Origin of the sequence: Clostridium minihomine (assembly GCF_900240385.1) — a bacterium.
GTDB classification, from domain to species: Bacteria; Bacillota; Clostridia; order Oscillospirales; family Acutalibacteraceae; genus Faecalispora; species Faecalispora minihomine.
Window position 1 is genome coordinate 212627 of record NZ_OEQH01000002.1, and the last position, 26572, is coordinate 239198.

Below are 26572 nucleotides of genomic sequence, written 5' to 3' on the forward strand. Positions count from 1 at the left end.
ATTATCAAAAAACACCCAAACACAAAAGTACGGATACCAAATGGTATCCGTACTTTTTATGTCGTGCTTTTATACTCCCAACAACTGCCTAATGGAGTTCATTTCTGCCCGAGTCTGATCATGCTCCAGATAAGCGGAAGAATACAGCATAAAGCCGTCTGTGCCAAGGCTTCTGCCTTTTTGAATTTGATCCGCCAAAATTGAATTGGAATTTTGCCAGGTGCCGCCGTCTACGGCAGAACCCGCCTTGTAAAGCGCCAAGCCGAAATACAGCTTTACATTTGGGTTTTTCACCAGCTGCCGCCAAGTAACCGCCGTTGAATCAAAAGGCATTCCTGTGTGCTGGGAATTCACATACATCTGGGGGCAAATGTAATCCACATAGCCCGGCTGGCTTCCCCAAGTGTAAACATCGGCACCCATGTTTAAATCATTCTGAATGCTGGCCTGGGGCGAAATGCCAAACACAACCCCCGGTTTTATTTTTTTAATGCTGCTGTAAACCTGAGACACCAAAGAGTTTATATTCTGCTTGCGCCAATCCGCCACAGAAAGAGTTGTTCCGCTGGCCTGATAAGAAACGCTGTCGATGGATGCGGCCTGCGTGGGATAGAAATAATCGTCAAACTGCACGCCGTCCACGGAATAGTTTTTTACAATTTCTTCAATTCCGCTGACAATATGGCTTCGCACCTGTGCAACGCCGGGGTTATAATATTTTGCGCCCTCCCACTCCATGGTCCAGTTGTTCTTTTGGGAATCACCGCTCCATTTGGTATAAGGGTTATCGGCAGAAAGCGCGGTAGGAACTCCCTTTAAGGAAATCCGCATCGGATTGACCCAAGCGTGAAATTTCATTCCTGCGTTATGGGTTGCCTGCACCATATAGGCTAACGGATCGTATCCCGGTGCTTTTCCCTGTGTACCCGTCAGAAGATGAGACCACGGAAAATACCCGGAAGGATACAGAGAATCCCCAAAGGGACGCACATGAACAATCAGCGTATTCATTCCGTTTCGTTTGGCCTGAGCCACCAAACCGTCAAACTTTTTCTGGAAAGCGGCCGCGCTTTGATCGGCACTGGAGCTCATATCCAAACTCATATAAGGAATCCAAACCGCACGCATTTCCGCTTCTGTCACCTGAGCATTGGCTCCCACAATAGAAACGGATCGGCAGGCCTCCCCTTTCGGGCTCACTCCCTTTTGCACCGTAACCTTTACAGAGGCATGAACGCCATTAATTTCTGCAATCACGTAAGAAACGCCCTCCTGCAAACCGGTGATTCGATACTTGTCCGTTCCGGCCACTCGGCTGACCTTTGCGATGCCGTCCCGGGAAGAATATACCTTGATTTTCGATTGATCCAATCCGGAGCCGGATACGGTTGCCCGAAAATCATAAATATTGCCCGGCGCCATCTGATAGCTTCGCGTATCCATTGCCAGCGTGCCCACCGGCTGAGAGGTGTTTTGCGCATAAACCGCCCCTCCAGCGCCAACAGATAGGACTGCCGCCATAAAAACCGCAAGTCCTTTTTTCAGTACATCCATTCTATTCATAAGTTTTTCCTTTCTTTGTTATCGTTTCCAAATCATACAAAAGTACTTCCCAAATCGTCGGCAGAAATCTTTCCGCCATTTTCCAAGTCTTCCATTGTTTTCATTATAAAAGACATCCCACTTTCAAACAATAGAATCCTGTCAATTACTAAATATTCCCTCCCAAACAAAAAGAGAGCTATGGAAAATCCCATAGCTCTCGAAACCTATTTTGAATATCACAAAATGGAACGGAATTATTCTTTTAAACTTTCATGATGCAATGCATCAGTTCCTATCATTAGTATTATTTCATTGTGTAATTTGCATTTTTGCAAATCCAAAACAGAAACGCTCTTTATTTGTTCGGAATTTAGCAGTTGTTCAAAGGCCTTTTGTGATAAATTTAATTTTTCGCGCAGAATTGCCGCTATTTTAATTTGGCTTTGGTAGCGGCTCATAATATGCAATTCTGTTGGAACACCGGCACAAATATCTTCCCCGACGATTGTGTAATCCGGCAAGCCTGCTTTTGCTCCGTTTCTGCGCAATCGTTCGGTATCCATAGCATACTGCTCCGCCAAAAACCTGTCATTGGTATGAAACTGTTCCAACTGCTCTGAGCTTAAGCTTTGCGGATTGATACGCGAATAAAGCGTGGAATTCCATGTGGTATCACAATGGGAACATTTATAAATCAACCAAATATCCAAGAACTTTCTCTGGGCATTCACCCGAAACGAATTAGAACATATAAACTCACTTTTTCTTCCACATTTTTTACAGTATCGAATGGCCGGCGGCGGCGAAACATACCGCACCTCCCATATTACTTGTTTCACTCACAAATTTCCTTCCTATTTTATCGCTTAAAAACAGAAAGGTATAAAATGGTGGAGTATGGTCGTATCTTTTTTTCAAAACGGTTCCCCCTAAATTTTTAAAATAAAAATTGGATTCTCTTTTGAATTCCTGTTTTTATTGTAAGGCTTTCAAAAAGGAAGACCAACCTTAAACTTAATTGAGAAAAGAAAATGAGCCAATGCAGTTTCTTTTCCTGCACCGGCTCGCTTCTTAATTATTTTTTGTTTTTTCCTGTCTTATGATTCTTTGGATGCTTTTTAAGGATAAATAATACTGATCCGAAAGATATCTTAAATCATATCCAGACTGATAATCTTGATAGATTTGCATATTCCGATCTGCTAATTCTTTACGAATAAAAGTTTGGCTTCCCCAATCCTTCTTATTGCCTGACTTTCTAGGAATGTAAATACATTCCCCGTCCACATATTCCTGCACCAATTCCAGTACTTTTGCAGGCAGAATATATTTTGCTTTTTGATAGCTCATTTTGCTCTCCTAAATAAAAATTCTTTTACCAGGAATAGCAAAGGCTATAATAGCACATAAAACTTGCGTTTTGTTGCAACAGCCCTTGCTATGCAACAATAACAACTGGATTAATCATAAGCTTTCAGCCCTCCTTCCATATTCTGTTAACAAGTATAGTAATGGCAGTCCGTAATGTCAATCTATGCTCTATGAAAAGCATGCAAAAAAGCACAAAGGCCAGAGAATCCCCTCTGTTCTTTGTGCTTTGCTTTTTTATTCCTCACGGGCCAATGCGTCACTTTTTTCCGCATGACCGCTGTATGTGGGAACCAGGCGATGGATAATTCCCATCATCTGCACATTGTCCACCCCGGCACAGGAACGCAGTTCCTCCAGTTCACAAAGAAAAGTTTCTTCACTGAAGGGAATGGGAGTTCCGATGTAAATCAGCTCATGAGAGGTTTTGGTGCAGTCGCCTTCGCTGTCCAAAAGCAGTTCCTCATACAGCTTTTCGCCGGGACGCAAACCGGTGTACACGATCTTAATATCCACATCCGGCTCATATCCGGAAAGACGAATCAGGTTGCGCGCCAAATCCACAATCTTGACAGGCTGCCCCATATCCAGAACAAAAATCTCGCCACCCCGGGCCATTCCCCCAGCCTGAAGTACCAATCGAGCCGCTTCCGGAATCGTCATAAAGTAACGGATAATTTCCGGATGGGTTACGGTAACCGGGCCGCCAGAGGCAATCTGCTTTTTAAACAAAGGAATCACGCTGCCGTTACTGCCCAGAACATTGCCGAACCGAACCGCCATAAAATCTGTTTTGCTGTGACGGCTGAAATACTGAATAATTAATTCGCAAATCCGCTTGGTGGCGCCCATCACATTGGTGGGATTCACTGCCTTATCGGTGGAAATCAGCACCATGCGGTCCACCCCATAGCGATCCGCCGCATGAGCCACGTTCAAAGTGCCAAACACATTGTTCTTCACGGCCTCGCCGGGACTCATTTCCATCAAAGGAACATGCTTATGAGCCGCCGCATGAAAGACTACGTCGGGTCGGCATACCTCAAACACATGATTAATTCGGGCGGCATCCCGCACAGAACCTATCAAAACCTCCAGCTTCAAACGCTTAAAGCGCATGAGCAGTTCATTCTGCAAATCATAGGCATTGTTTTCGTAAATATCGAATATAATCAGTTTTTTCGGATTAAAATAAGCAATCTGCCGGCAAAGTTCTGATCCGATAGAACCGCCGCCACCCGTAACCAACACGGTTTTATCTGTTAAATACCCGCAAATCTCGTTTACATTTAAAGTGATTTCGTCCCGCCCTAACAGGTCGGTAATTTCTACATCGCGAATGGATTGGGTGTCGATTCCATTTTCCAGAATCTCGCTGAAATCCGGCACGGTTTTCAGCTGACAGCCCGTTTTGGAACAGATTTGCAAAATATCTTGCAAATCCTTTTTCTTGGTGGTGGGAATCGCCAGCAAAATCTGATCCACATTATGGCGCACCGCCATTTTCAGAATGCTTTCGCGGCCGCCGACCACCTTAACGCCATGAATGCGGCTGCCCCGCTTGGCCTTGTTGTCATCAATAGCCACCACGGGAATCCCGCTGGTTTCAGGGGCATTTTTCATTTCTTTGATAATCATAGAGCCGGTTTCGCCCGCACCGATGATCATCACCCGATGAAATTCTGCCTTATCTTTCTGCTGTGCCTGATTTTTCTTTCTGGCCCGCCGCATTAAACGGAAGCTGAAACGGGAAAAGCCCACAAAAAACAGCATCAGCAGGCCGCCCATCACATAGACCGTAAATGGGAAACGTTCCGGCCGAAACACGGTGTACCCCATTACCAAAAGCACCACACTGGCAAAGGCTGTCCCGAAAAAGATCTGAATCAGCTCGTCCAAACTGGCAAACTGCCACATGGTATTATAAAACTTTGCGACAGCAAAAATGCCCAGACAAATTAAGGTCGCCCAGGGCATAAAATTGTGAAACGCTTCTCTATAATTAGGCGTTATATTGTTTTCCAGACGCAGAATAAATGCAATCCAGTAGCTGGCGTAAATACAGATAATATCGAGCAGAATCTGCGGCAGCGTATATAACAAGGTAAGCCTTTTATTCTTCATTATAAATTACTCCCAAAAAGCCAATTAAAATATTAACTTATAGAGTATAGCACAATTACCTCATAAAAGAAATACAAAAATAGTAAATATAGATGGATACCAAATGGAAATCAGCCGCCGCTTTCTCCTATTATGCCGAAATTCGGTGATTTTATTGCGATTTCGGCCTTTGAGCCGACAGAACACACAGCGGCGGGCCTTCTAAAAAATAAATGAAATCAGATAATTGCTCGGCCTCCTGCCGGTTGTGCGTCACTAAAATATTAAGAGAATCGGCGGACGTACTCTTTAAAAGCGACATCATTTCATTGGCAGCTGTTTGGTCCAGCGCGTGAAAGGGTTCATCCAGCAGCAAAACATCGCCCCCATAGGCCAGCGCCCGCGCAATGGCAATGCGCTGCCGCTGCCCACCGGACAGCTGACCCGGCTTTTGGGCGGCATACGCCCCCATCCCCACCATCCGAATCCAATCCCTGGCCTGTTCCTTTTGTTCCGGCGGCAGCACCAGCTGGATGTTTTCCAGTGCGGTTGCCCACGGAAGCAAACGGTGATCTTGAAATACATAGGATATCTTTTTCCCCAAAAGGCCAGAAATGGTTCCGCTGTCCGGTTTTAAAACGCCGGCCATGCAGTGAAGAAGCGTGGTTTTTCCACAGCCGGAAGGGCCAAACAGGCAAACCGTTCCCCGTTCCGGGAGCTCCAGCGAAAAATCCTGAAGGACAAAACGCCCCTGATAGCTTTTGGTCAAATGCTCCAGATTCATGCTTTGCCCTCCCCCCACGGCAGTTTACGAATAAAAAACACCAGCATCCGCTCTAAGATAACGCTTAAAAGAATGACCACAGCTGTCCAGGCAAACAAATCTGCAGTTTCCAAATAGATTTTGGCTCCATATATCTTGCCGCCGATGGAATTCCGAGTATTGGCCAGCACTTCTGCGGCAACACCGGCCTTCCAAGCCAGCCCGATTCCGGTGGTAAAGGCCGCGGTCAGATACGGCATCAGGGACGGCAGATAAACATGCTGTAAAGTTTTTCGCCTTCCCAGCCGAAATACCGCCGCCATTTGCAGCAGTTCCCGGTCTGTGGCGGCAATCCCCTGGCACACATTGCCGAACACAATGGGCAAAACAATCAGTGCTGCAATAAACGCCGGCACCCGGGCAGCTTGCAGCCACACCAGAGCCAAAATAATGAAAGAGGCCACCGGTGTCGCTTTAATCACACTGAAGAGCGGATACACCAGCTGATGCAGAAAACGGAAACGGGAACAAAGCACCCCCAGTACAATCCCCAAAGCGGAAGCAAACAGAAACCCTGCCGCCACATTTCGCAAGGATATTCCGGCAGATATCCAAAAATTCGGCTGTCCTGCTAACAGAAAAATCCGCTGTAACGTTTGAACAGGAGATACCATCAGTATCTCCTGCCCTACGTTCCAATAAAGCACTTGCCAGACTGCCAGCCAAAACACAGCCACACCAATTCCGCGCAGCAATTTCTTGATTCTTAGAACACTCATCCGGTGTAAATATAGTAAAAGTCGTCCTTCGGCAAGGTTCCGCCGACGGATTTGGGATTATAGCCGTGCAGGATTTTCAAAAAGTCTGCGGCCTTGGCTTTCATTTCGGTTCCATCAATAAACACAATGTTGCAATTGGGAATGGCTTTTTCAGCCACGGCGGCCGCCATAATGTCATATTTTTCAGACAAAGCTGCCGCTTTCTCCGGATTTTTATTGACATAATCCACCGAAGCCCTGTATTCCGCCAAGAAATGATCGAAGGCTTCTTCGTTTTCCTGCGCAAAATCACGCCGCACCACCAAAGAACCCATGGTCAGAACACTGCTGCCGTCTTTGTTAAGCGCTACAGCCTTGTCCCATTCTTTCGTTAAGTCTAAGGCTGCCTTAGCCTGTTCATTCTTTGTGGTCACCTGAGTCACAAAGGGTTCGGGCAGAACCGCAATCGAGATTTTGCCTGCGATTACCTGTGACGCCAGCTCCGCATGCTCTGACAGGTATTCTACCTTTACATCATCTGTTAAGCCATTGGCGGCTAAAATGTAATTCAGCGCATATTCCGGTGCCGCACCCTGACCGGAAGAATAGATGGTTTTGCCCTTCAGATCGGCGATATCGGCAATTTCTTCCCCATTTGTAACCAGATAGAGAACACCCAACGTATTAATAGCCGTCAACTGAATTTTCCCTTCGGTTTTATTGTATAAAGTAGCCGCCAGATTAGTGGGGACTGCCGCAGCATCTAACTCACCCGTGGTAAGCTTGCTGACAATTTCATCCGGGCTGCCAACAACAGTAAATTCATAATGGTTGTCCGCTTCGTCTGCATCATTTTTCTCCATCACCTGCAAAAGTCCCAAGCCGGTGGGGCCTTTAATGGCGCCAATGCGCAGCTTTGGCTTTTCAATGGGTGTTTCGCTGCTTTGGGATTCGCTGATAACCGGCTGCTGGGATGACTCAGCGGGTTTTCCGGCGCACCCGGCCGATGCCGCAAGCAACACAGTGGATAGGAATACGGCTGTTATTTTTTTAAAAAATTTCATACCAATCCTCTTTCTATTTCAAAGTATTCGGGCTATTCTGCTGGCTTTGACGCTTTGCGTCTTAGCCTGTTCTTCTGCAACACAATTATACGAAAGCTACCAATAATTGTCAACTAACAGACAATCGTTTATCAGACCCTTTGTACAGCAAAAAAACCGGTGCACGAGGCACCGGTTTTGCAGCAACCAGCTTGTTATAAAATAGATACTGCGATTAGTGAACGTGATGGTGATGGCCGCAACCGCATCCTGCGTGGTCTGCGTCCTCATCTTCTTCCACCAAATCATCTAAATCGAATTCCAGATTTTCACCGCAATTCGGGCAATCGATATGGCCGTCATTAATAATATCTTCCGACAAGCACAAGGTTTCTGCACAAGCAGGGCAGGTTACCTCGTAATAGCACTCGTCGTCATCTTCATCAGCATCATAATCCTCGTCGTCATCTTCGTCGCCGTAGAAATCATCCTCCAGCGTACCCAGATCTTCGTCAACAGCGTCCAGCTGATCCGCCAACTCCTCCTGATTTGCTTCCATATCCGCCAATGTCAGCGCCATATCATCCAGCAAATCAATTATCGCGTTGATTACCTTTACTTCTTTTTTGTCTGCATCCAGCTCAAGACCTTCGGTCAATCCGCGGATATAAGCTACTCTTTCTGTATTGGTCATAATGATGCCCCCTTTTCATTTCATTTTATCATAAACTTCCCATAAAGAAAGGTTATGCGCGTTCCATATATTCGCCGGTTCTGGTATCGATTCGGATCATCTCACCCTCATCAATAAACAGCGGCACGCGAATTTGTGCGCCGGTTTCCAGCGTAGCAGGCTTTGTGGCGTTGGTTGCAGTGTCACCCTTAAAGCCGGGATCGGTTTCGGTAATCTGCAGCTCAACAAAGTTGGGCGGCTCCACTCCAAATACATTGCCCTTATAAGACAGAACCTTACATTCCATATTTTCTTTTACAAAGCGGAAGTTGTCACCCAAAACAGATTTGTTAATCGGAATCTGCTCATAGGTTTCGTTGTCCATGAAATAGTACAGATCGCCATCGCTGTACAGATACTGCATGTCCTTGCGCTCCACAAAGGCAGTGGGATATTTATCATTGGGGTTAAAGGTTCTTTCTGTAACAGAGCCGGTCATCACGTTACGGATTTTTGTACGAACGAAGGCCGCGCCTTTTCCGGGTTTTACATGCTGGAATTCTATAATGGACACCACATTGCCGTCCATTTCAAATGTCACGCCATTGCGAAAATCGCCTGCAGATATCATGGGTTTGATTCCTCCAAATTATTATTTACATTCCTTAGTCTATAATATTTTCTCCCATTTTTCAAGCATTATCTGAGAATCTTTCGAATTCCCATTCCCAAAAGAAACAGCCGGCATCCGCCTTATGGGCCTCTTTTTCAATATTCTGTTTTGGCAGCGGATAAAGAAAGAGCTTTGTCCTGTTTAAAAACAGACTTTTCCGGCGCAAATTCAAAAGCGAATTCATTCAATCAAAGGCTTCCTCAAAGGAACGGCATCCTGGCAAGAATACATTTTTCCAAAACACGTTTGATTCCTTAAACCCGAACCAAGACTTTCCCTTTTCATACAATATCACATTCCTGCGCCGTTTAGTGCTTTTTATGAATTTAAAACATATTTTAATAACGTATAATATTTTCTTTGCTTTCTGCCGGGCAAATGCAAAAAAAATATAATATTTGAAATTATATATCTGTTTGTATTATACTATAAATAAAAGTCTTTCCTAAGTTTTTTATAAAATGTCTTTAAAAAGAAATAAAATTGTTTTCCCACCAGCAAATTAACATATTTTCAGGTTGCAACCCTTGTCAGTTCTAAAAAAGAAGGGAGATATTCCATGAAATCGGCTTATATTGGACCCGGCGACAGGCTGACAATCAGCGCCGCGACAGACGATGGTCCAAAACGCATCTATACAAGCTATGTGGACGCCGTATTGGACGATAATCTGCTGCTTGTTTACGCACCTATTTTTAAAGGGCAAATCATTCGCCTGTTCCCCAGCGACGGATACGAATTCCTGTTTTATGCTCAAACAGGTCTTTATCGATCCATCGGCTCTATTGTGGATTGCTTTGTTCAGAACAATGTATTTTTGATGAAAATACAGGTCAGCCAATTGGAACATATTCAAAGAAGGGATTCCTATCGGGTAGATGCAGCGTTCCAGTTCAATTATACAAAAGACAGCGAAGAAGAAAACTTAGAAGAAACACCGCCGATATACACAGGGAAGGTTCAGAATATCAGTGCCGGGGGAATGCGCTTTGAAACCGACCTGCTGCTGCAGGAAGGCGAACGGATCAACTGCCGTTTGACACTTCACGATTTATTTATCACGGTACAGGCAAAAATTTTAAACCGGGATCAGCCTGCGGAAGATATAGAAACCCCAGAAGCCTATACATACCGGGGGCAATTCATTCATTTAGATAACCGGCTGCGTGAAAAAATTATACAGTTTGTATTCCGCCAACAGCGGGAGATTATCCTTCGGAAAAAAAGGCAGATCAGCGGCCCGGAAATCGCGTCCAAATAAAAACAACCCCTGGAAGGCTTTTCTTGTCTTTTTCGGGTACTGCAAACCATCGATTGGAAACGATTCCATCATACCATAAAAAGGCCAACGCAAAAGGGCTGCCTGAAGAGATTCGCAAAGAATCTTTTCAGGCAGCCCTGATTGATTGCTGAAAAACAAAAATTATTTCTGTGCAGCTGTGATAATCGCCATCTTATAGACTTCCTCAGCGTTGCAGCCTCTGGACAAGTCGTTGATGGGTGCATTCAAGCCCTGCAACAGCGGGCCGTATGCCTCAAATCCGCCAAAACGCTGTGCAATCTTATAGCCGATGTTGCCTGCGTCAACGTCCGGGAAAATAAAGGTGTTTGCATGGCCTGCCACTGTGCTGGAAGGTGCTTTGGTCTTGGCAACCTCAGGGGAAAACGCAGCGTCAAACTGCAATTCGCCGTCCACCGGGAAATCCGGATTTGCTGCCTTCACCTTGGCAGTTGCATTCTGCATCAAGGATACAGAATCGCCCTTGCCGGAACCCATCGAGCTGTAAGAAAGCAGCGCGACCTGGGGATCAATGCCGAACAAGCGGGCAGTGCGAACCGTTTCAAAAGTAATCTCTACCAGTTCGTCGTCATTGGGCGAAATGTTAATGGCGCAGTCACCCATTGCATACTTCTCTTCTTTGCCGTCCCTCTCACGGCGCAGAATAAAGCAGCCAGATACCATTTTGTTGCCGGGCTTTGTTTTAATCAGCTGCAAAGCCGGGCGAACGGTATCTGCAGTGGAATAAGTCGCGCCGCCCAAAAGGCAGTCGGCATATCCCATTTGTACCAGCATGGTGCCAAAATAATTGGACTGTTTCAGGGCTTTACGGCATGCCTCGGCATCCATTTTGCCCTTTCTCAGTTCCATCATTTTTTCTACCATAGCATCAAAGTCTGCAAAATTGTCGAGATCGATAATTTCAATTCCCTCAATATTGTATCCGCCCTTTTCCGCAGCGGCTTTTATCTCATCCGGATTGCCCAAAAGCACCGGTGCGAGAATTCCCTGCTGGTGCAGACGAGCCACGGCAGCCAGAATTCTGGGTTCCGAACCCTCTGTAAACACAAGCCTTCTATTCTGGCCCTTCAGCTTCGCAATCAGCTCTTCAAACATCTCTCTTTTCCTCCGTTACTATTTTTTACAGCTCTTATCCAAATTCCTGCAAATCTCTGCAAATCTGCCTATTTATTATACACCCGGGCATTTCACAATATCAACACTCTTTTCTGCTTTTCGAACGCAAAAAGGCATTATCGGGCGATTTTTCAGTATTTTTATAGAAGAAGCAATTCTTTTGTAGATTCGGTCAAATTTTCACAGCCGGTTTCGGTAATAAAAATCATATCCTCAATCCGCACGCCAAATTTCCCCGGCAAATAGATTCCCGGTTCTACGGTAATTACCATACCGGGGCGCAGTACCTCTTCACAAGAAGGCGCAAAATTCGGCCATTCGTGAATTTCAACCCCCACGCCATGGCCGGTGCTGTGCCCAAACGTTCCCGGATAGTCCTTATCGATTAAATCGCGGGCCGCTTTATCCACTTGGCTGCACACTGCCCCGGGCTTTGCGGCCTCTATGGCTGCCAGCTGTGCAGAAAGCACCGTATGATACACTCGGCTTTGTTCTTCAGACAAGGAGCCCATGCCCACTGTTCGGGTCATATCCGAGTGATAGCCATCCAGCAAAGCGCCGATATCCATCGTAACCAAATCGCCGGGGGCGATTTTTTTCTCTGACGGAACCCCGTGGCACAAAGAACCATTGGCGCCTGACACCACAATCAAATCAAAGGCCACGCCCTGAGCGCCGCTTTTGCGCATAAAGAACTCAATTTCCAGTGCGATTTCCCGTTCGGTCATTCCCGGGCGCAGGATGGTCAGAATATGAGAGAACGCAGCATCCGTAATACTTTGAGCCGCTTTGATTTTTTTCAGCTCCTGAGGCGTTTTCACAGCCCGCAGACCACGCAGCAGGCGATCCAGCGTATTCGTCTCTACCGTTTGAGCACCCAACAGGGCAAACATCTCTCGGTAGTTTCTGGCATCCGCCAAGTTCAGCCCCGCATTTTCCACCAAAACATGTTTTAACTTGTGGCGCTGAACCAGTTCCCAAAAGTTGTCGGACAAACGGGTCATCAAAACAACCTGGCAGGACGTAACCTGCCGCTGAGCCGCCTCAAAATACCGAAAGTCCGTCAAAAAATAAGACGCATCCCGGGTAACCAGCACCCCCCCCGCAGACGAGGGGAACCCCGTCAGATACAAACGGTTTTGCGGGGATGTGACCAGAAAAGCATCTGCCTCCTGCTCCAGAACCCGATCCCGCAGAACCTGCTGAAGCTGTTCTACTGCCGTTTTCATCTTAAATCATCTCCCTTAACGGTTACATCAAGCTTTTCAGCGCCTCCAAAGCCAAGAAATAGCTGTGTTTGCCAAATCCACTGATTTGCCCGGCGCATACGTCAGACAACACAGACTGGCTCCGGAAGGGCTCTCTGGCATAGATATTGGACATATGGGTTTCAATAAAGGGAATCCGCAGGCAGGCCACTGCGTCCCGCAGCGCATAGCTGTAATGAGTCAGTGCCCCTGCGTTCAAAACGACGCCGTCAAACACACCCTTGGCCCCATGAATTTTATCAATCAAAGCGCCCTCCCAGTTGGACTGAAAAATTTCAATTTCAAAGCCCATCTCTTCGGCACGCTCCCGAATCTGCATTTCGATACTTTGAGCCGTTTCGTCACCGTACACGCCTTTTTCTCGAATCCCTACCATATTCAGGTTGGGCCCCAACAAAACAAGCACTCGTTTTTTGCTCATTCTTCCCCACTCCTGTCTGTTTTTTTCCGTTTTTTCTCCTGTCGGCGGGCAATTTTTTGACGCAAGGGCACTTCTAGTTTGCGCCTTACCCGAAAGGACAGGCTAGTCTCTGGGTCGCTGGGTTCCAGCAAAATGGACTTCATAAAGGCCAAATTTGCCCCCATCACGTCCGTAAAAATTTGATCGCCCACTGCCACAGCCTCACGGCGAGGCACCTTTAAAAAATGTGCCGCCTTCCAATATGCAAAAGGAAGCGGCTTGAGTGCCACACACAAAAAAGGCAAATCATATTTTTCGGCGAAGGGTGCCACCCGATTCTCAAAATTATTTGACATGATCACCACTTCGATTCCCGCCTTCCGCATGGCGTGAACCCATTCCACCGTTCCCTCTAGGGGTACTGGCGAACCATGGGTGGCCAAAGTGTTATCCACATCCAAAATAATAGCCCTCGCCCCAATGGTCTTTAATAGTTCCGGCGTGATGTCGGTGACCTTTTCCACCGCCGCCGTAGGCAAAAACAACGGCATAATGTCCCCCTTCTTTGTTACAGGCCCCTCGTATTTAAACCGTTAAATGGTTAAAAAAGCGGGCTGAATCAGCCCGCTTTCCATCCATAAAATCTTACTTAAACTTGCGCTTGCGTGCGGCTTCAGACTTCTTCTTCCGCTTTACCGAAGGCTTTTCGTAAGCTTCTCTCTTACGAACTTCGGCAATCACTCCGGCTCTGGCGCACTGCTTCTTAAAACGTCTCAGCGCACTGTCCAAAGATTCATTGTCTTTGATTCTGATTTCAGCCATTTATTTTCCCTCCCCTCCGCCACCAGGCAGGGGTATTAGTTATCTATATAACATAAAAATTATTATACCGATTGAACAGAAAGATGTCAAGTGCTTACAGAGAATCTTTGCAAATGAAAAAATCGGAAAGGATATTGACAGAACAGTGATAAAATGATACTATTATAGCCGCACTTGTAGTTTTTACAAGCTTTTTTACAAGATAATACATAGGGGTATAGCTCAGTTGGTAGAGCAGTGGTCTCCAAAACCACGTGCCGAGGGTTCAAGTCCTTCTGCCCCTGCCACAAAAGAACCGTATGGATACTGATTTTTCAGTAATCATGCGGTTTTTTTCAGCTTTGCTTTAAAATAATAATTTTTATTCCTAACCGCCAGCTGTTTAAATGACATTTAAATTAGAAGATAAACGCATCATAAATCAGCATTTCTATGCTTCATTTTGAAGATAGCAGTGTTGATTATTTGTTTTTTTAATGCTTTTTATTTAGTTGCTAGTTGCTGTGAAAAACAAAATCCCGTATACAATTTGGCTATGCATCCACTAACTCCATCTTTTAAATTCACCACTTTTGAAAAACGGCCTTGTTAAAACGGGTGGGAATATTTTACAGAATTCCAGTGAATCCAAATATGTTATAATCATTTTATGGCAGCCTGCCACACAACAGCAAAATGCCATTTTTTTTAAATTGTAAAAGACAAAAATACATCTCACATTCTGTTTAGGACGGTTATTATGTCAAAACGAAAAAAGCCCCGAATGCCTTCTTTATCTTTTCTAGACAAAGCTATCTATTGCTTTCTTTTGCTTACGGTAGTGCTAAGCGGTCTTGCTCTTCCTATTATCACACACTTCAGCCGTTCCTCTATCGCATTCGCAAACGATCAGGTGTTGGCTATGGCAGAGGGCGCTTCTTCTCTTTTCATACTGATCCCGGGCTTTATTCTTTTTTGTATTTGCCTCATTTTATGGGACATGGGTTTCGTAGAGAAGAAACCTATTTTCGGAAAAGAGGGAATTGAATACGGAAAAAAGACCAGAAATATTTATCCGTTGTTCGGCAAACAGCGTAAGACGAAAAAATTAAGCACTAAGGAAACACCAAAAAACATCCGCTATACGATGATTTGTATTGGCGTACCAGCCTTCATTTTCGCTCTGTGTATTGCAATGTATTCGCTGGCAATCTATTCCCGTTATGAACTGACAAACACCTCTATTCTAAAATACAACTGCTTTAATCGCATCTCTTACGAGTATCCACTTAGCACAGCAGACTCGGTTGAAACTAAAGTGTACTTTCATAGCAGGCGCCGTTCTGGGGGGTATTATACGTTTTCCTATACCATTCTTTTCAAGAACGGAAAAGACTTTCAATTTACATATTCAGAGTTTCGAGATCTGGAATCTGTAAAAAAGATCGATTCTATTTTGCAAGGTGTGCCCAAACAGATTAGCGGAACACAAAACCTGCAAAAAGTGCGAAAAAAATATGATTTTAACGAGCACGACTGGGAAATCGTACAAGATTTATTTGAACAAAAGCAGGCTAAGAAGGATTAGCCGGATCGCAATCGGGGCAACCAGCCTCATTCTTTCCATATTGTTTTCCGCATTTGGGGCAAACCACTTGCTCTATTCTGTCTGCATTTCTCAAAATATTTTCTCTTTCCTTTGCGGCCAAAATACCGTCCCGCACAGCGGCACGAACGATAAAATACAGCACATAACCGAACGGAATTAGCACCAAAAGCCATAAAATAAATATTCCCAAAGCTTTCATAAAGAAAATCATCCTCCGCAATTATAATTGTTTCTCACCTTTGAATTGCCCAAGGCGGCTACAAAATACTTCGATACAATTCGATATGAATAGTATAACACTCACCCTTAAAAATCACAACCAGTGCTCACTTTCAACACAAAAAAGGTTCGTTCCCCCAAAAAGGGAACGAACCTTTTTACATCAAAATAAAGTCACAGGGATTATCCGCCCAGATAGGCCTTGCGCACCTCTTCATTATCAGACAGTTCTTTGGTGTCACCGGACATTACAACGGTACCGGTTTCCAAAACATAAGCCCGGTCTGCAATTTCCAGCGCTTTTTTCGCGTTCTGCTCCACCAGCAGAACCGTCATACCACCTTGATTCACATCGGTAATAATCTTAAAAATTTCGCCAACCAAAAGCGGAGAAAGACCCATAGAAGGCTCATCCAGCAGCAGCATTTTCGGCCGCCCCATCAGCGCGCGGCCAATGGCCAGCATCTGCTGCTCACCACCGGACAAAGTTCCTGCCGCCTGCCGGCGACGCTCTTTCAGGCGGGGAAGCCGCTCAAACACCATATCATAATCCTCACTGATTCCAGCGGTGTCCTTGCGGATATAAGCGCCCATCTGCAAATTTTCCATCACAGTCATGCGTGCAAATACACGGCGTCCTTCGGGCACATGAGCCATTCCCAGCCCCAGAATTTTATGCGGCTCGATTCCAAGCAGATTATTGCCGCAGAACTGCACACTGCCGCCTTTCGGCTTTAAAAGCCCTGAAACAGCGTGCAATGTCGTGGTTTTGCCTGCTCCGTTCGCGCCAATCAAAGTCACAATTTCCCCTTGTTTGACTTTGAATGAAATCCCTTTAATGGCCCGAATCGAACCATAATTCACAACTAAATCCTGAACTGACAGCATTGCTTCCATTCTCATTCCCCTCCCAGATAAGCCGCGATTACTTTGGGGTTGGAACGGATGTCCTCCGCGCTGCCCTCTGCGATGATCCGGCCGTAATCCAGCACTATCAGGCGCTGGCAGATCCCCATGACAAAACTCATATCATGTTCAATGAGAAGAATCGAAATGGAAAAGCGATCCCGAATCAATTGAATGGATTCCATCAGTTCCTGAGTTTCGGTGGGATTCATTCCCGCCGCCGGTTCGTCCAGCAGCAAAACTTTGGGCGAAGCCGCCAAAGCTCTTGCAATCTCAAGCTTTCTTTGCTGACCGTAAGGCAGGTTTTTTGACTTGGAGTCCGCTAAATCCTGAAGGCCGAAAACCTCCAATAGATCCATGGCCCGTTCGGTGGTCTCTTTTTCTTCCCGCCAATAAGAGGGCAAGCGAAGAATTCCCGCCAAAGCGGAATATTTCATTTGATGGTTCATGGCAATGCGCACATTGTCCAACACAGAAATATCTTTAAACAAGCGAATATTCTGAAAGGTTCGGGCAATTCCGCCGCGGGTTACATCATAGGTTTTTTTGCCCACAATGCTTTTCTCTTCCAGCTCAATGGTTCCTTCGGTTGGTTGGTATACTTGAGTCAGCAGGTTAAACATGGTGGTTTTGCCTGCTCCGTTTGGGCCAATTAAGCCCATGACCTGATTTTCTTCCAGTGAAAAATTGACATCCTCTAAAGCGCGCAGCCCGCCGAATGCAATTCCCAAGTGTTTTGTTTGAAGCAACGGCATCTGTCACGCCCCCTTTTCTCCGCTTACCGCGGAATCATTTTTTCCTTTTTTCCCACTGCGCCCCAGCAGTTTCGTCAGTGAAAACTCATACTGCCCCAAAAGCCCGGAAGGACGGAACAGCATCACGCAAATTAGCACCATGGAATAGATCAGCATGCGATAGCTGGCGAACTCACGCAACGCTTCCGGCAAAACAGTGAGAACCGTAGCCGCAATGATAGAACCGGTAATAGAGCCCATGCCGCCCAGAACCACCATCACCAAAATTTCCACCGAATAGTTGAAATCAAACTTAGTGGGAACCAAAATGCCGATATGATGCGCATACAACGCACCGGCGATTCCGGCAAAAAAAGCCGACATCACAAAGGCCAGAAGTTTATAGTAAGTGGTATTGATACCAGAAGCTTCTGCCGCAATTTCATCCTCACGGATAGAAATAACCGCCCGTCCATGACGGGAACGAATAAAGGCAAATAGAATCACCACGGTAAGTACTGCCAGCAGATAAACCCAATTAAAATTAGTCAGCGCGGGAATTCCCCTTAGCCCGCGGGCACCGCCGGTAAATTTCAGGTTAATAATAATAACCCGAATAATCTCACCGAATCCCAGCGTAATAATAGCCAGATAGTCACCCTTGAGCCGCAGCGCAGGAATGCCGATAATCATGCCAAACAGCGCAGCAGTGAGGCCACCCACCAGCAAAGCCATCGGGAATACAGCGGTTTCGGGCAAGCCCGAACGCAAAGTAAGCAAAGCAGCAGCATAAGCGCCCACAGACATAAACCCGGCATGGCCCAAAATCAATTGGCCAAGAAAGCCGGTGGACAAGTTCAGGCTCACCGCCAAAATGATGTTGATGCAGACCATAATCAAAATGCCGGAATAATAGTCATTGATAATCCCCGCACCGGTCAATCCTTTAACCGCTCCAAAAATAGCAAGAATTAAGGCCAGGATCACAAAATAAACAACGATCTTTTTGTTTTTTGTTTGCTTCATGTTTTTGCCTAGCCCCCTTAAACCTTTTCACGAATATTCTTGCCGAGCAGACCCGCGGGACGGATCAGCAGAACCAGAATCAGAATTCCAAACACAACTGCATCGGTCAGGCTGCTGGAAATATAGCCTTTGGTCAGGCTTTCTGCAACCCCCAGCACATAGCCGCCCAGCATTGCGCCGGGAATACTGCCGATGCCGCCTAAAACAGCCGCAACAAACGCCTTTAGTCCCAGCAAACCGCCCATATAGGGGGTAATCATAGGATAGGTGTTGCAGTATAGAATAGCACCCACAGCCGCCAAGCCAGAGCCCACCCCAAAGGTGAACGCAATGGAATGATTGGTATTAATGCCCATGAGTTTTGCGGCGCCGGCATCCTCAGATGTGGCACGCATCGCCTTGCCGATTTTTGTCTTATTTACCAAAAAGCGCAAACCGATCATCATAATAACAGAAATGCCAATATTCAGGATACTTCCGGAAGGAACCTGAAGGCTACCTGCCTGTAACGTTCCAAAATCGAACATGGTGGGAATGGTCTTTCCGCTGGAAGTAAACAGCAGCTGAGCCAGATTTTGCAGAAAAATACTGACGCCAATCGCTGTAATTAGCAGAGAAATGCGGGGAGCTTTCATATTGATCAGACGGCGGTACGCGACGCGCTCAATGAACACACCGGCAAACACGCAGAATAGAATCGAGCCCAGCACCGCAGCCCATAGCGGAACGCCCACGACGATCAGTAGTAGAAACGCCGCATAGGCGCCCACCATAATAATGTCGCCGTGCGCAAAGTTAATGAGCTGAACAATGCCATACACCATGCTGTAGCCCAACGCTACCAATGCATAGATGCTTCCCAGCCCCAAGCCGTTAATCACCTGTGAAATAAACCCCATGACCGCACCTTCCTTGATTCAATATGGCAAAAAGAGGGTGATGCAATCGCCCTCTTTTTGCCAGAATATCAGAGTTTTTTACTTATTTTGAATAAAATTCCTGGAACTTATAATTGCCACTTTCAATGGCAGTAATGGCAGCCGCCTTAATTGGGTTACGGTTTTCATCAAACGTAACCTCACCGGTCAAGCCAGAATACTTGATATTTTTCAGCTTTTCCACAACGGCAGCAGAATCCGTGGAACCAGCTTCTTCAATCGCCTGTACCATCAGGTGCAGGGCGTCATATCCCAAGACAGAAAACATATTTGCTTCCATATTATATTTCTCTTTGTAATCTTTCAGGAACTGTTGCAACGCAGAATCATCGCTTTCTGCAGAATACTGGCTGCAGAACAACGCATTTTCTACCGCAGAAGCATTATCTGCGCCAATCTGCTCCAGTACGCCGTCCCATCCGTCACCGCCCAGCAAAGTGGATTTAATACCCAGCTGTCTGGCCTGTACGGCAATCAGAGCCACGTCCTGATAATAAACGGGAACAAAGAACACGTCGGGGCTTTTTGCAGCAATCTTGGTCAACTGCGATTTAAAGTCCACATCATTGGTGGTGTAGCTTTCCATTGCCACAACCTCCATGCCAAGTTCTTTGGCGGTGCTTTCAAAGGTTTCTGCCAAGCCGACAGAATAATCATCAGCAATATTATAAATAATAGCAGCTTTTTTAGCGCCCAGCTTCTGGTGCGCATAGTTCGCCATCAAATCGCCTTGGAACGGATCGGTAAAGCAGGCGCGGAACACATTGTCACCGGACAGTGTGATATCTTCCGCCGTACCGGTAGCTGTAATCATGGGAATTCCATTTTTTACCGCGGCCGATGCAACTGCCAAAGTTGGGGTGGAGGTAACATCGCCAATCAAGGCCACCGCTTTATCGTTTTGTACAAGTTTATTATACGAGTTTTTCGCTTCTGTGGAGTCATTTTTGGTATCATAGTCGATGTATCTGATTTTTTTGCCTAGCACGCCTTCGTTGGCATTAATCTGCTCAACTGCTAGTTCAATGGCATTATTTACCGCTATTCCATAAATAGAGGCGCTGCCGGTTAGTGGCGCTAAACCGCCAATAACAATCTCGTTCGCCTGTGCTCCCGTAGCATTGGGGGTACTGCTATCTGCCGGTTTTTCGCCGCAGCCGGTCAGTGCAGTTGTCATCATGGCAGCAGCCATGGCAACGGCTAAGATACGCTGTTTCATCGTGTTTCCTCCTAAATAATAGTAAAAATATATCTGATCGGGCAAAGCCGATGATATAGCACTACGGCCCCCTCATGTCCGATTTTCTTGCTGTTTCAGTGGCAATCGCTGGGCAAAACTGAAGTAAATCAGATTCTCTTATCTCAAAATAAAAAAGGAAATCCCATCAATTTATGGCCGTTAAACAGCCATTACACCGCTGTTGCCGTATGAAAAATTCTTTCTCCAAATTATACTCCTAACAGGTATGGTTTGCAACTGATAGAACGCAAAATTCGTTCTGTTCTAAATAGACGTTCATTTTCTTGAACTTTCCCCAACTTTTTTGTAATTCCTGTTCAGAAAACGAAAGTCATTTCAAAAAAACCTGCAAAATCACATCTGTTTTTCCCATTTAGCAACGATGGCTTTAATGGGAATTCCTTGGGCGGTAAACATCAGTTCATGCTCGGTGGTCACATTTTCGGGCCACCTGTCCGCATACAGGTCACGGGTTGTCCGCAAAATCCGGAAGCCGCTTTCCCTAAAATAGTTCAGTGTAGACAGATACAGATCACTGTCATCGGTTTTAAAATGAACTTCTCCCCCATCCGCCAAAAAGGTCTTGTAAAGCTCCAGCTGGCGGATATGCGTCAAGCGCCGCTTATGGTGCTTCCCCTTTGACCAGGGATTACAGAAATTAATATAAATTCGGTCAACCCGATCCTGTTCATCCATTATTTTCAGGATGTTTTCGATCTGATAGGCAATCAAAGCGATATTATTAACGGTAAGTCCATGCTCCTGATAGCGTGCTTCAATATTTCTGCGCGCAACCCCCAGCACGTCCGGGCTAAGATCAATCCCGATATAGTTAACCTTTGGATGTTGGGGTGCCAGCTGGGACAAAAACACGCCTTTGCCGCAGCCCAATTCCAAATGAATGGGACGTTTTTCTGCAAACCAATCATGCCACCTGCCTTTTTGCTCCTGAGGCTGGCTGATAAAATACGGACACTGTTCCAATTCCGGCCGTGCCCACGCCTTTTTCCTCATTCTCATGGTTATCACCTGGCGGCACCGCCGCTCTCCCTTCACAGGAAACCGCACCTCCCGCTATGGAGATGCGGCCTTTCTTCTGCATGCCTTCGCCGCATCCGGGCCAAGACGATTAACTTTAATATTGTAATGCACCGGGAGGGAAAAAGCAAGCATTTCCTATGGATTTGGACATATCCCCTTGTTTTTTATGGGTGCTTTCTGCTTCTGGCCATCTTTTCTCTTTTCTATAGAAAAAAGCGCCGCCAAGCCAAACGCTTGCACGGCGCCTGAGCTGCCGAAAACTTCCAGCAGACACAGTCATTTTCTTCTGTATAATAGGTTTTATATTCCTTTGCAACTCTTCCATCAGGAGCACAGCTCCTCCAGAGTGCCAAAGGTATAACCTTGGTTCTTCCATTCGGTAATCAGCTGATCCAGAATTTCGGCATTGGTTTTAGAAGTGCTGTGCAGCAAAATGACTGCCCCGGGATGCACCCGCTTGGTCAGCTTTTTCATTGCTTCGTCATGGCTGGGCTGTTTATCCACATACCAATCCACATAAGCAAGGCTCCAGAATATGGTCTTATATCCCATCTCGTTGGCCATTTTCAGGTTTTCGGTACTATACTTTCCTTGGGGCGGGCGATAAAATTTCTTTATGGGCTGGCCGGTAACTGTCTGGTAAGCATCTTCCAGTGACTGGATTTCCTTTTCAAAAGAGGCCTTATCCTGTATCTTGGCCATGTCCGGATGGTTAAAGGTGTGGTTGCCCACAATATGCCCTTCGTCATTCATACGTTTGACCAGATCCGGACTGCTGTTGATATAATGCCCCACCACGAAGAAAGCAGCCTTGACCTCTTGCTTTTTTAATGTGTCCAAAATGGACGAAGTATAGCCGTTTTCATATCCGCAGTCAAAGGTCAAATAGATTTTCTGCTGCTGGGTATCCCCTATGTAATACGCATTATATGGTTTTAGCTCATCATCGCTGGCATCCACCACCGGGGTATTCCCTTTTTCCCCCTGAAAGCTAAGGCCCCAGTTCACCGCGCCGCCGGTTTCCACCGCCCGGCCGGCAGCGGTGCGGTAAGCTATCGGCCCCCCTATCAGCAGCAGACAGCACATTAAAACTCCGACTATATGCCTTTTTCGCAAAATCACAAACATCGACTTACCCTCCCTGATTCCATTGGCGCAGCAAACGCTCTAAATTTTCAACAGTTCGTTTCTGAACATAGTGCTCTAGCTGCTCTGTCTGCTCCAGCTCATTTTCTGTCTGGTTTACAAAACATAAGAATTCATGCAATACTTTATGACGGTATAATAGGTATTTGCCCAACCGTTCGCCTTCCGGCGTCAACTGGACAATCCCATATTTTTCATATTCCACCAATCCCATTCCCTTAAGATTGCCCACCATTTCGGAACAACTGGATGGTTTTACGTTCAGCCGCTCTGCCAAATTACCAATCCGTACGTCCCCTTGGGTCATAAGCATACGGTAAATCATCTCCAGGTAATCCTCCATCGCTTCCGTAACCGCTTTATTGTTTTTGAGCTGATACCCCTTTAGCGTTCGGAATTCCTGGCCGCTCATTCTATCATCTCCCCTAACAGGTTCTTGGGGGAACCTTCTATTAATTTATGAGCGCCTTCTTCGGTTTATGATTGAAGCCGCTCTTTCCCGAAAGTTATTTCTTCTTTTTAGGGGATTTCTGAAAACAGAAAAGCGCTGGGGAATTCGCTGAAATGAAATAATGCAAAGCAAAAGGGATGAGAATACCAGATGTGTTGGCAGAGCAGCAAATCTGGTATTCCTTAGAATTCACCTAAAGTGTTTGGGGTTCAGATAGCCCCGACTGAAAGGCAAATCCCCCAATTCATTTCTTTAAACAGCCAAAAACCCAGTTGTTTGAAAAATATTTTTAAAAAATTGGAAAAGATAAAACTTTTCATAGGCGAAGCCACGTCTATATTAATGTGACACGAAATTGATACGTATCAAAAAAAGAAAGGAGCGGTTCATGCCAATGAGTGAATGCGACGTAGAACATAAAATCGCGGAATATGCCATCGGGAATCAAAACAGCATTTATCGGCTTGCGTTCAGCTATGTGAAAAACGCAGACGATGCGCTGGATATTGTTCAGGAATCCATTTATAAGGCGATTTCTTCCAAAGATTCCCTGAAAAACCCCAAGTCCATCAAACCGTGGTTTTATAAGATTGTTGTGAACACTTCGCTGGATTGGATCCGCCGGAAAAAAAGGCTAGCCGTAGCGGATGAAGATCTTCTATTTCTTGAGGACACCGGAGAAAATGACCACTATCCGGATATTGACCTGTACAGGGCCCTGGACAGTTTGCCAGACGACTACCGCATTGTAGTGGTACTTCGGTATTTTGAAGACTTAAAGCTGGAGGAAATCGCTGAAGTACTGAACCAAAATATCAGCACTGTAAAAACCCATTTATATAAATCTTTAGATCGATTACGCGTAAAGATGAGCGATGAAGGGTAAGGAGGGAACATCCATGAAAAATCATCGTTTGGACGAACTAAAACAAGAATATATGAACACACCCGTTCCGGAGGAACTGGATTTTATCGTTAGAAAAGCATTACAAGAAAGCGGGGTAACACATATGAACCAGACAGAAAACCAGAAGAAACACTCTTACAAAAAAACAAAAATCGCAGCAGCATCCGTAGCAGCAGCCTTTGCTGTGATGGTGGTTGGGGCCAACGCCAGCCCGGTATTTGCAGCCACCCTTTCTAAAGTTCCGGTGGTTGGCAGCGTGATTAAAGTGCTTACTTTCCAGGAATATTCCGTAGATGACGATACTTTCCAGGCAAACATCAAAACCCCCGCTATCGAGGGGCTGGATAATAAGTCTTTGGAAAACAGCCTGAACCAAAAATATCTGGAAGAAAACAAAAAACTGTATGAGCAGTTCCAGTCTGAAATGGAAGCCCAGAAGAAAAACGGCGGCGGCCACCTGGGTGTGGACAGCGGATATGAAATCAAGACAGACACCGACCAAATCCTGTCCATTGGCCGCTATACAGTAAACACAGTCGCTTCGTCTTCCACTACCATGAAATATGATACCATTGATAAACAGAATCAGATTTTGATTTCTCTTCCCAGCTTATTCAAAGATGATAAATACATCGAAGCTATCAGCCAAAACATTAAACAGCAGATGGTAAGCCAGCACAAAGCCGATCCCGAGCAGATGTACTGGGTGGAAGGAATTCAGCAGGAAGACGGCACCGAACTGTTTGAAAACATTTCTCGCGACCAGAACTTCTATATCAATGCCGATCACAAGCTGGTTATTTCCTTTGACAAATATGAAGTTGCACCCGGATATATGGGAATCTCGGAATTTGTAATCCCCACAGAAGCCATTCAGAATCTTTTGGTGGGCAGCGATTACATTCAGTAAAGCGCAAAGGGTGTATGGGCAAGCTGAAAGAGACGCCGTTTTTTACAAATCAGGATCCCCCCTGAAATTACTATCATAGAAAATCCGGATTGACTTTGGGCGCTCTATGGACTCTCTATTTTTTAAAAAACAGGCCGGATTTTACAGCTTGCATGTGCGCATCACAGGAGCGGAACACGGGATTCCCGTGTTCCGCTCCCTCTTTTTACGAAAGAGGTTTTCCACAAAAGCCGAGAATTCGGTTTAAAATTTAAAAGAGCATCTGTGGACAAACATTGCCCTCAGATGCTCTTTTCTTTTATGAATGGAAAACAGCCTTTTTTCTATTACTCTCTGCCCAATTATTTTATAATTATGGAAATGTTTCCGTGGTTCCAATGTCCCGAATCATCTCAAAAAACTCTTTGGACTCGCTGACCACCAAAATCGGTTCTGCGAAATTCAGAGCATACATACCAATGTAACTTTTTGCATCCACCATAATCGTACCATCCAAAGAATGAAGCCCCACATCATCCTCACATCTGGTGGCAAAATACTGAAGTTTTTGCAGCTCTTCTATGGTGCTGAACGTTTTCTTTTGAACCATATTGTCACCCCGTTTTCTCTTGGCTTTTTATCCGGAAAACTGATACCCCCTATCCGGCAGGATAAGGGGTATCCATTCGATCCTCTGCTTTGCGCATTAAAGTGCAAACGCCAGAAGATATCGTCTGTTTACCGATGGCAGGCATCCTGATAGAATTCATAGGCTTCCCTGTCGTTGAATCCTTCGTGCACAATCTTGCGGATGGCTTCTGCCATTGCGGCGGGATGTTCGCTTTGGAAAATATTGCGGCCCATATCAAGGCCACGGGCACCCTCACTGATAGAGCGGTACGCCAGCGTCAGCGCCTCGTCTTCCGGCAGTTTTTTGCCGCCTGCCACAACAATAGGCACCGGGCAAGCCGACACGACTTCTTCAAAATTTTCACAATAATAGGTTTTGATAATATTTGCGCCCAACTCGGCCACCAGACGAGTGGCCAGCTTAAAGAAGCGGTCGGTCCGCTCCATTTGTTTGCCCACGGCAATAACCCCCATGGTGGGTATGCTGTACCGCAAACCGGCATTGATGCTGCGAGACAGATTATCCAGACTGGAAAGCTGTCCGTCTGCCCCAACAAAAGTCTGAACTGCCATGCAGTCTGCATTCATCCGAATAGCATCCTCGATGTCCACTGCGATGACCTCATGGGAAAGATCGTCGTTCAGCATGGAAGAACCGGAACTGGTGCGCAGTGCAATTGCCTTGCGGCAATCCGGGGAAACACAAGTGCGCAACGCCCCCCGTGTGCCCATCAGCACATCCACATGGGGTAACAGCTGGGGAATGAGCAAATCCAAACGTTCCAAACCGGCGGTGGAACCCATGAAATAGCCGTGGTCAAAGGCGAACATCACGGTGTTTCCGCTCTTGGGGTCAAATATGTTGGATAGATGTTTTTTCATTCCCCAATCCAAATGATTCGAGCCTTTCACATGAAAATCGCCTTGATTGGCAAAAGGCACCTCTACCCGATAATCCTTCGCTACTTTTAATCCGTCTTTGTCAGCCATAATCATTGTTCTCCTTTATCCATAAAAGTCCTGGG

Annotated in this window: 30 protein-coding genes and 1 tRNA gene; 5 read left to right on the plus strand and 26 right to left on the minus strand. The window is 45.9% G+C overall.

The genetic code is table 11. The features are described from left to right. Nucleotides 1–69: 69 nt before the first annotated feature. The 9 genes from C1A02_RS04790 to efp all read right to left on the minus strand — a co-directional run bounded on the left by C1A02_RS04790 (nucleotide 70) and on the right by efp (nucleotide 8884). Nucleotides 70–1563: a glycoside hydrolase family 10-like protein gene (locus C1A02_RS04790; protein ID WP_101697080.1), complete on the minus strand. Its 1494-nt coding sequence runs from the start codon at nucleotides 1561–1563 to the stop codon at nucleotides 70–72. Nucleotides 1564–1799: 236 nt separating this feature from the next. Further along, nucleotides 1800–2384, minus strand: coding sequence for a DUF1062 domain-containing protein (locus C1A02_RS04795; protein WP_101697081.1), 585 nt, complete (start codon nucleotides 2382–2384; stop codon nucleotides 1800–1802). A 232-nt stretch (nucleotides 2385–2616) separates the two neighbouring features. Beyond that, nucleotides 2617–2895, minus strand: coding sequence for a CD3324 family protein (locus C1A02_RS04800; protein ID WP_101697082.1), 279 nt, complete (start codon nucleotides 2893–2895; stop codon nucleotides 2617–2619). Between the two features lie 255 nt (nucleotides 2896–3150). Then, entirely contained in the window at nucleotides 3151–5037 is a 1887-nt protein-coding gene (locus C1A02_RS04805; protein WP_101697083.1) for a polysaccharide biosynthesis protein, read from the minus strand. 151 nt (nucleotides 5038–5188) lie between these two features. Continuing rightward, the gene (locus tag C1A02_RS04810) at nucleotides 5189–5800 is read right to left on the minus strand and encodes an ABC transporter ATP-binding protein (protein ID WP_101697084.1); all 612 of its coding nucleotides are present in this window, start codon (nucleotides 5798–5800) and stop codon (nucleotides 5189–5191) included. Then, a complete protein-coding gene (locus tag C1A02_RS04815) occupies nucleotides 5797–6534 on the minus strand; it encodes an ABC transporter permease (protein WP_243577924.1) in 738 nt (245 codons plus the stop codon). The genes C1A02_RS04810 and C1A02_RS04815 overlap by 4 nt, the downstream gene beginning before the upstream one ends. Nucleotides 6535–6554: 20 nt before the next feature. Further along, on the minus strand, nucleotides 6555–7601 hold the full coding sequence (locus tag C1A02_RS04820) for an ABC transporter substrate-binding protein (RefSeq protein WP_101697086.1): 1047 nt from the start codon (nucleotides 7599–7601) through the stop codon (nucleotides 6555–6557). A 214-nt stretch (nucleotides 7602–7815) separates the two neighbouring features. Continuing rightward, nucleotides 7816–8274, minus strand: coding sequence for a CD1247 N-terminal domain-containing protein (locus C1A02_RS04825; protein ID WP_101697087.1), 459 nt, complete (start codon nucleotides 8272–8274; stop codon nucleotides 7816–7818). Nucleotides 8275–8326: 52 nt separating this feature from the next. Next, nucleotides 8327–8884: an elongation factor P gene (efp, locus tag C1A02_RS04830; RefSeq protein ID WP_101697088.1), complete on the minus strand. Its 558-nt coding sequence runs from the start codon at nucleotides 8882–8884 to the stop codon at nucleotides 8327–8329. A 601-nt stretch (nucleotides 8885–9485) separates the two neighbouring features. Between efp and C1A02_RS04835 the strand changes: the two genes are divergently transcribed. Next, nucleotides 9486–10187 (plus strand): flagellar brake protein, encoded by a 702-nt coding sequence (locus C1A02_RS04835; RefSeq protein ID WP_101697089.1) that lies wholly within the window; start codon nucleotides 9486–9488, stop codon nucleotides 10185–10187. 162 nt (nucleotides 10188–10349) lie between these two features. On the opposite strand, the gene pta is transcribed toward C1A02_RS04835, so the two are convergent. The 5 genes from pta to rpsU all read right to left on the minus strand — a co-directional run bounded on the left by pta (nucleotide 10350) and on the right by rpsU (nucleotide 13832). After that, nucleotides 10350–11321 carry a phosphate acetyltransferase gene (gene pta / locus C1A02_RS04840; protein ID WP_101697090.1) on the minus strand — a complete coding sequence of 324 codons (972 nt, stop codon included), beginning with the start codon at nucleotides 11319–11321 and terminating at the stop codon, nucleotides 10350–10352. A 161-nt stretch (nucleotides 11322–11482) separates the two neighbouring features. Next, nucleotides 11483–12571: a M24 family metallopeptidase gene (locus C1A02_RS04845; RefSeq protein WP_101697091.1), complete on the minus strand. Its 1089-nt coding sequence runs from the start codon at nucleotides 12569–12571 to the stop codon at nucleotides 11483–11485. A gap of 22 nt (nucleotides 12572–12593) precedes the next feature. Further along, complete coding sequence (gene aroQ, locus C1A02_RS04850) at nucleotides 12594–13031, minus strand: type II 3-dehydroquinate dehydratase (protein ID WP_101697092.1); 438 nt, start codon at nucleotides 13029–13031, stop codon at nucleotides 12594–12596. Continuing rightward, the gene (locus C1A02_RS04855; protein ID WP_101697093.1) at nucleotides 13028–13561 is read right to left on the minus strand and encodes a YqeG family HAD IIIA-type phosphatase; all 534 of its coding nucleotides are present in this window, start codon (nucleotides 13559–13561) and stop codon (nucleotides 13028–13030) included. Before C1A02_RS04855 ends, aroQ begins: the two co-directional genes overlap by 4 nt. Before the next feature lie 94 nt (nucleotides 13562–13655). Next, entirely contained in the window at nucleotides 13656–13832 is a 177-nt protein-coding gene (gene rpsU / locus C1A02_RS04860) for a 30S ribosomal protein S21 (protein ID WP_009060718.1), read from the minus strand. A 211-nt stretch (nucleotides 13833–14043) separates the two neighbouring features. On the opposite strand from rpsU, the gene C1A02_RS04865 reads away from it, so the two are divergent. Both C1A02_RS04865 and C1A02_RS04870 read left to right on the plus strand, forming a co-directional pair. Further along, nucleotides 14044–14119, plus strand: a tRNA-Trp gene (locus C1A02_RS04865). Between the two features lie 614 nt (nucleotides 14120–14733). Further along, complete coding sequence (locus C1A02_RS04870; RefSeq protein ID WP_129588144.1) at nucleotides 14734–15399, plus strand: hypothetical protein; 666 nt, start codon at nucleotides 14734–14736, stop codon at nucleotides 15397–15399. On the opposite strand, the gene C1A02_RS04875 is transcribed toward C1A02_RS04870, so the two are convergent. The 10 genes from C1A02_RS04875 to C1A02_RS04920 all read right to left on the minus strand — a co-directional run bounded on the left by C1A02_RS04875 (nucleotide 15386) and on the right by C1A02_RS04920 (nucleotide 23082). Further along, complete coding sequence (locus tag C1A02_RS04875; RefSeq protein ID WP_101697095.1) at nucleotides 15386–15619, minus strand: hypothetical protein; 234 nt, start codon at nucleotides 15617–15619, stop codon at nucleotides 15386–15388. The genes C1A02_RS04870 and C1A02_RS04875 overlap by 14 nt on opposite strands. Nucleotides 15620–15822: 203 nt before the next feature. Continuing rightward, nucleotides 15823–16536 (minus strand): ABC transporter ATP-binding protein, encoded by a 714-nt coding sequence (locus tag C1A02_RS04880; protein WP_101697096.1) that lies wholly within the window; start codon nucleotides 16534–16536, stop codon nucleotides 15823–15825. A 2-nt stretch (nucleotides 16537–16538) separates the two neighbouring features. Continuing rightward, nucleotides 16539–17300: an ABC transporter ATP-binding protein gene (locus C1A02_RS04885; protein ID WP_101697097.1), complete on the minus strand. Its 762-nt coding sequence runs from the start codon at nucleotides 17298–17300 to the stop codon at nucleotides 16539–16541. A gap of 3 nt (nucleotides 17301–17303) precedes the next feature. Continuing rightward, nucleotides 17304–18305, minus strand: coding sequence for a branched-chain amino acid ABC transporter permease (locus C1A02_RS04890; protein WP_101697098.1), 1002 nt, complete (start codon nucleotides 18303–18305; stop codon nucleotides 17304–17306). Between the two features lie 17 nt (nucleotides 18306–18322). Then, nucleotides 18323–19204, minus strand: a complete 882-nt coding sequence (locus C1A02_RS04895) for a branched-chain amino acid ABC transporter permease (protein WP_101697099.1) — start codon at nucleotides 19202–19204, stop codon at nucleotides 18323–18325. An 82-nt stretch (nucleotides 19205–19286) separates the two neighbouring features. Continuing rightward, the gene (locus C1A02_RS04900) at nucleotides 19287–20462 is read right to left on the minus strand and encodes an ABC transporter substrate-binding protein (RefSeq protein ID WP_101697100.1); all 1176 of its coding nucleotides are present in this window, start codon (nucleotides 20460–20462) and stop codon (nucleotides 19287–19289) included. Nucleotides 20463–20837: 375 nt separating this feature from the next. Beyond that, nucleotides 20838–21503: a tRNA (guanosine(46)-N7)-methyltransferase TrmB gene (trmB, locus tag C1A02_RS04905; protein ID WP_101697484.1), complete on the minus strand. Its 666-nt coding sequence runs from the start codon at nucleotides 21501–21503 to the stop codon at nucleotides 20838–20840. A gap of 115 nt (nucleotides 21504–21618) precedes the next feature. Next, the gene (locus C1A02_RS04910) at nucleotides 21619–21849 is read right to left on the minus strand and encodes a hypothetical protein (protein ID WP_101697101.1); all 231 of its coding nucleotides are present in this window, start codon (nucleotides 21847–21849) and stop codon (nucleotides 21619–21621) included. Continuing rightward, on the minus strand, nucleotides 21849–22652 hold the full coding sequence (gene pdaA, locus C1A02_RS04915) for a delta-lactam-biosynthetic de-N-acetylase (protein ID WP_101697102.1): 804 nt from the start codon (nucleotides 22650–22652) through the stop codon (nucleotides 21849–21851). Before pdaA ends, C1A02_RS04910 begins: the two co-directional genes overlap by 1 nt. 4 nt (nucleotides 22653–22656) lie before the next feature. Further along, nucleotides 22657–23082 carry a metal-dependent transcriptional regulator gene (locus C1A02_RS04920; RefSeq protein ID WP_101697103.1) on the minus strand — a complete coding sequence of 142 codons (426 nt, stop codon included), beginning with the start codon at nucleotides 23080–23082 and terminating at the stop codon, nucleotides 22657–22659. A gap of 433 nt (nucleotides 23083–23515) precedes the next feature. Here C1A02_RS04920 and sigV point away from each other — a divergent pair, with 433 nt between their 5' ends. Together sigV and rsiV are read left to right on the plus strand one after the other, a co-directional pair. Further along, nucleotides 23516–24007 carry an RNA polymerase sigma factor SigV gene (sigV, locus tag C1A02_RS04925; protein ID WP_101697104.1) on the plus strand — a complete coding sequence of 164 codons (492 nt, stop codon included), beginning with the start codon at nucleotides 23516–23518 and terminating at the stop codon, nucleotides 24005–24007. A gap of 13 nt (nucleotides 24008–24020) precedes the next feature. After that, complete coding sequence (gene rsiV, locus C1A02_RS04930; RefSeq protein ID WP_101697105.1) at nucleotides 24021–24938, plus strand: anti-sigma-V factor RsiV; 918 nt, start codon at nucleotides 24021–24023, stop codon at nucleotides 24936–24938. Between the two features lie 352 nt (nucleotides 24939–25290). Here rsiV and C1A02_RS04935 read toward each other — a convergent pair whose 3' ends face one another. Together C1A02_RS04935 and lsrF are read right to left on the minus strand one after the other, a co-directional pair. Then, nucleotides 25291–25527: a hypothetical protein gene (locus C1A02_RS04935; RefSeq protein ID WP_101697106.1), complete on the minus strand. Its 237-nt coding sequence runs from the start codon at nucleotides 25525–25527 to the stop codon at nucleotides 25291–25293. 128 nt (nucleotides 25528–25655) lie between these two features. Then, on the minus strand, nucleotides 25656–26537 hold the full coding sequence (gene lsrF, locus C1A02_RS04940; RefSeq protein ID WP_101697107.1) for a 3-hydroxy-5-phosphonooxypentane-2,4-dione thiolase: 882 nt from the start codon (nucleotides 26535–26537) through the stop codon (nucleotides 25656–25658). Between the last annotated feature and the right edge of the window lie 35 nt (nucleotides 26538–26572).

Excerpts from the sequence above, each read along its gene's own strand:
- C1A02_RS04790 (WP_101697080.1), bottom strand. The coding sequence starts at position 1,563 with ATGAATAGAATGGATGTACTGAAAAAAGGACTTGCGGTTTTTATGGCG.
- C1A02_RS04800 (WP_101697082.1), bottom strand. The coding sequence starts at position 2,895 with ATGAGCTATCAAAAAGCAAAATATATTCTGCCTGCAAAAGTACTGGAA.
- C1A02_RS04805 (WP_101697083.1), bottom strand. The coding sequence starts at position 5,037 with ATGAAGAATAAAAGGCTTACCTTGTTATATACGCTGCCGCAGATTCTG.
- C1A02_RS04810 (WP_101697084.1), bottom strand. The coding sequence starts at position 5,800 with ATGAATCTGGAGCATTTGACCAAAAGCTATCAGGGGCGTTTTGTCCTT.
- C1A02_RS04820 (WP_101697086.1), bottom strand. The coding sequence starts at position 7,601 with ATGAAATTTTTTAAAAAAATAACAGCCGTATTCCTATCCACTGTGTTG.
- C1A02_RS04825 (WP_101697087.1), bottom strand. The coding sequence starts at position 8,274 with ATGACCAATACAGAAAGAGTAGCTTATATCCGCGGATTGACCGAAGGT.
- efp (WP_101697088.1), bottom strand. The coding sequence starts at position 8,884 with ATGATATCTGCAGGCGATTTTCGCAATGGCGTGACATTTGAAATGGAC.
- C1A02_RS04835 (WP_101697089.1), top strand. The coding sequence starts at position 9,486 with ATGAAATCGGCTTATATTGGACCCGGCGACAGGCTGACAATCAGCGCC.
- pta (WP_101697090.1), bottom strand. The coding sequence starts at position 11,321 with ATGTTTGAAGAGCTGATTGCGAAGCTGAAGGGCCAGAATAGAAGGCTT.
- C1A02_RS04845 (WP_101697091.1), bottom strand. The coding sequence starts at position 12,571 with ATGAAAACGGCAGTAGAACAGCTTCAGCAGGTTCTGCGGGATCGGGTT.
- aroQ (WP_101697092.1), bottom strand. The coding sequence starts at position 13,031 with ATGAGCAAAAAACGAGTGCTTGTTTTGTTGGGGCCCAACCTGAATATG.
- C1A02_RS04855 (WP_101697093.1), bottom strand. The coding sequence starts at position 13,561 with ATGCCGTTGTTTTTGCCTACGGCGGCGGTGGAAAAGGTCACCGACATC.
- rpsU (WP_009060718.1), bottom strand. The coding sequence starts at position 13,832 with ATGGCTGAAATCAGAATCAAAGACAATGAATCTTTGGACAGTGCGCTG.
- C1A02_RS04870 (WP_129588144.1), top strand. The coding sequence starts at position 14,734 with ATGGCAGAGGGCGCTTCTTCTCTTTTCATACTGATCCCGGGCTTTATT.
- C1A02_RS04875 (WP_101697095.1), bottom strand. The coding sequence starts at position 15,619 with ATGAAAGCTTTGGGAATATTTATTTTATGGCTTTTGGTGCTAATTCCG.
- C1A02_RS04880 (WP_101697096.1), bottom strand. The coding sequence starts at position 16,536 with ATGGAAGCAATGCTGTCAGTTCAGGATTTAGTTGTGAATTATGGTTCG.
- C1A02_RS04885 (WP_101697097.1), bottom strand. The coding sequence starts at position 17,300 with ATGCCGTTGCTTCAAACAAAACACTTGGGAATTGCATTCGGCGGGCTG.
- C1A02_RS04890 (WP_101697098.1), bottom strand. The coding sequence starts at position 18,305 with ATGAAGCAAACAAAAAACAAAAAGATCGTTGTTTATTTTGTGATCCTG.
- C1A02_RS04895 (WP_101697099.1), bottom strand. The coding sequence starts at position 19,204 with ATGGGGTTTATTTCACAGGTGATTAACGGCTTGGGGCTGGGAAGCATC.
- C1A02_RS04900 (WP_101697100.1), bottom strand. The coding sequence starts at position 20,462 with ATGAAACAGCGTATCTTAGCCGTTGCCATGGCTGCTGCCATGATGACA.
- trmB (WP_101697484.1), bottom strand. The coding sequence starts at position 21,503 with ATGAGAATGAGGAAAAAGGCGTGGGCACGGCCGGAATTGGAACAGTGT.
- C1A02_RS04910 (WP_101697101.1), bottom strand. The coding sequence starts at position 21,849 with ATGGAAGAGTTGCAAAGGAATATAAAACCTATTATACAGAAGAAAATG.
- pdaA (WP_101697102.1), bottom strand. The coding sequence starts at position 22,652 with ATGTTTGTGATTTTGCGAAAAAGGCATATAGTCGGAGTTTTAATGTGC.
- C1A02_RS04920 (WP_101697103.1), bottom strand. The coding sequence starts at position 23,082 with ATGAGCGGCCAGGAATTCCGAACGCTAAAGGGGTATCAGCTCAAAAAC.
- sigV (WP_101697104.1), top strand. The coding sequence starts at position 23,516 with ATGAGTGAATGCGACGTAGAACATAAAATCGCGGAATATGCCATCGGG.
- rsiV (WP_101697105.1), top strand. The coding sequence starts at position 24,021 with ATGAAAAATCATCGTTTGGACGAACTAAAACAAGAATATATGAACACA.
- C1A02_RS04935 (WP_101697106.1), bottom strand. The coding sequence starts at position 25,527 with ATGGTTCAAAAGAAAACGTTCAGCACCATAGAAGAGCTGCAAAAACTT.
- lsrF (WP_101697107.1), bottom strand. The coding sequence starts at position 26,537 with ATGGCTGACAAAGACGGATTAAAAGTAGCGAAGGATTATCGGGTAGAG.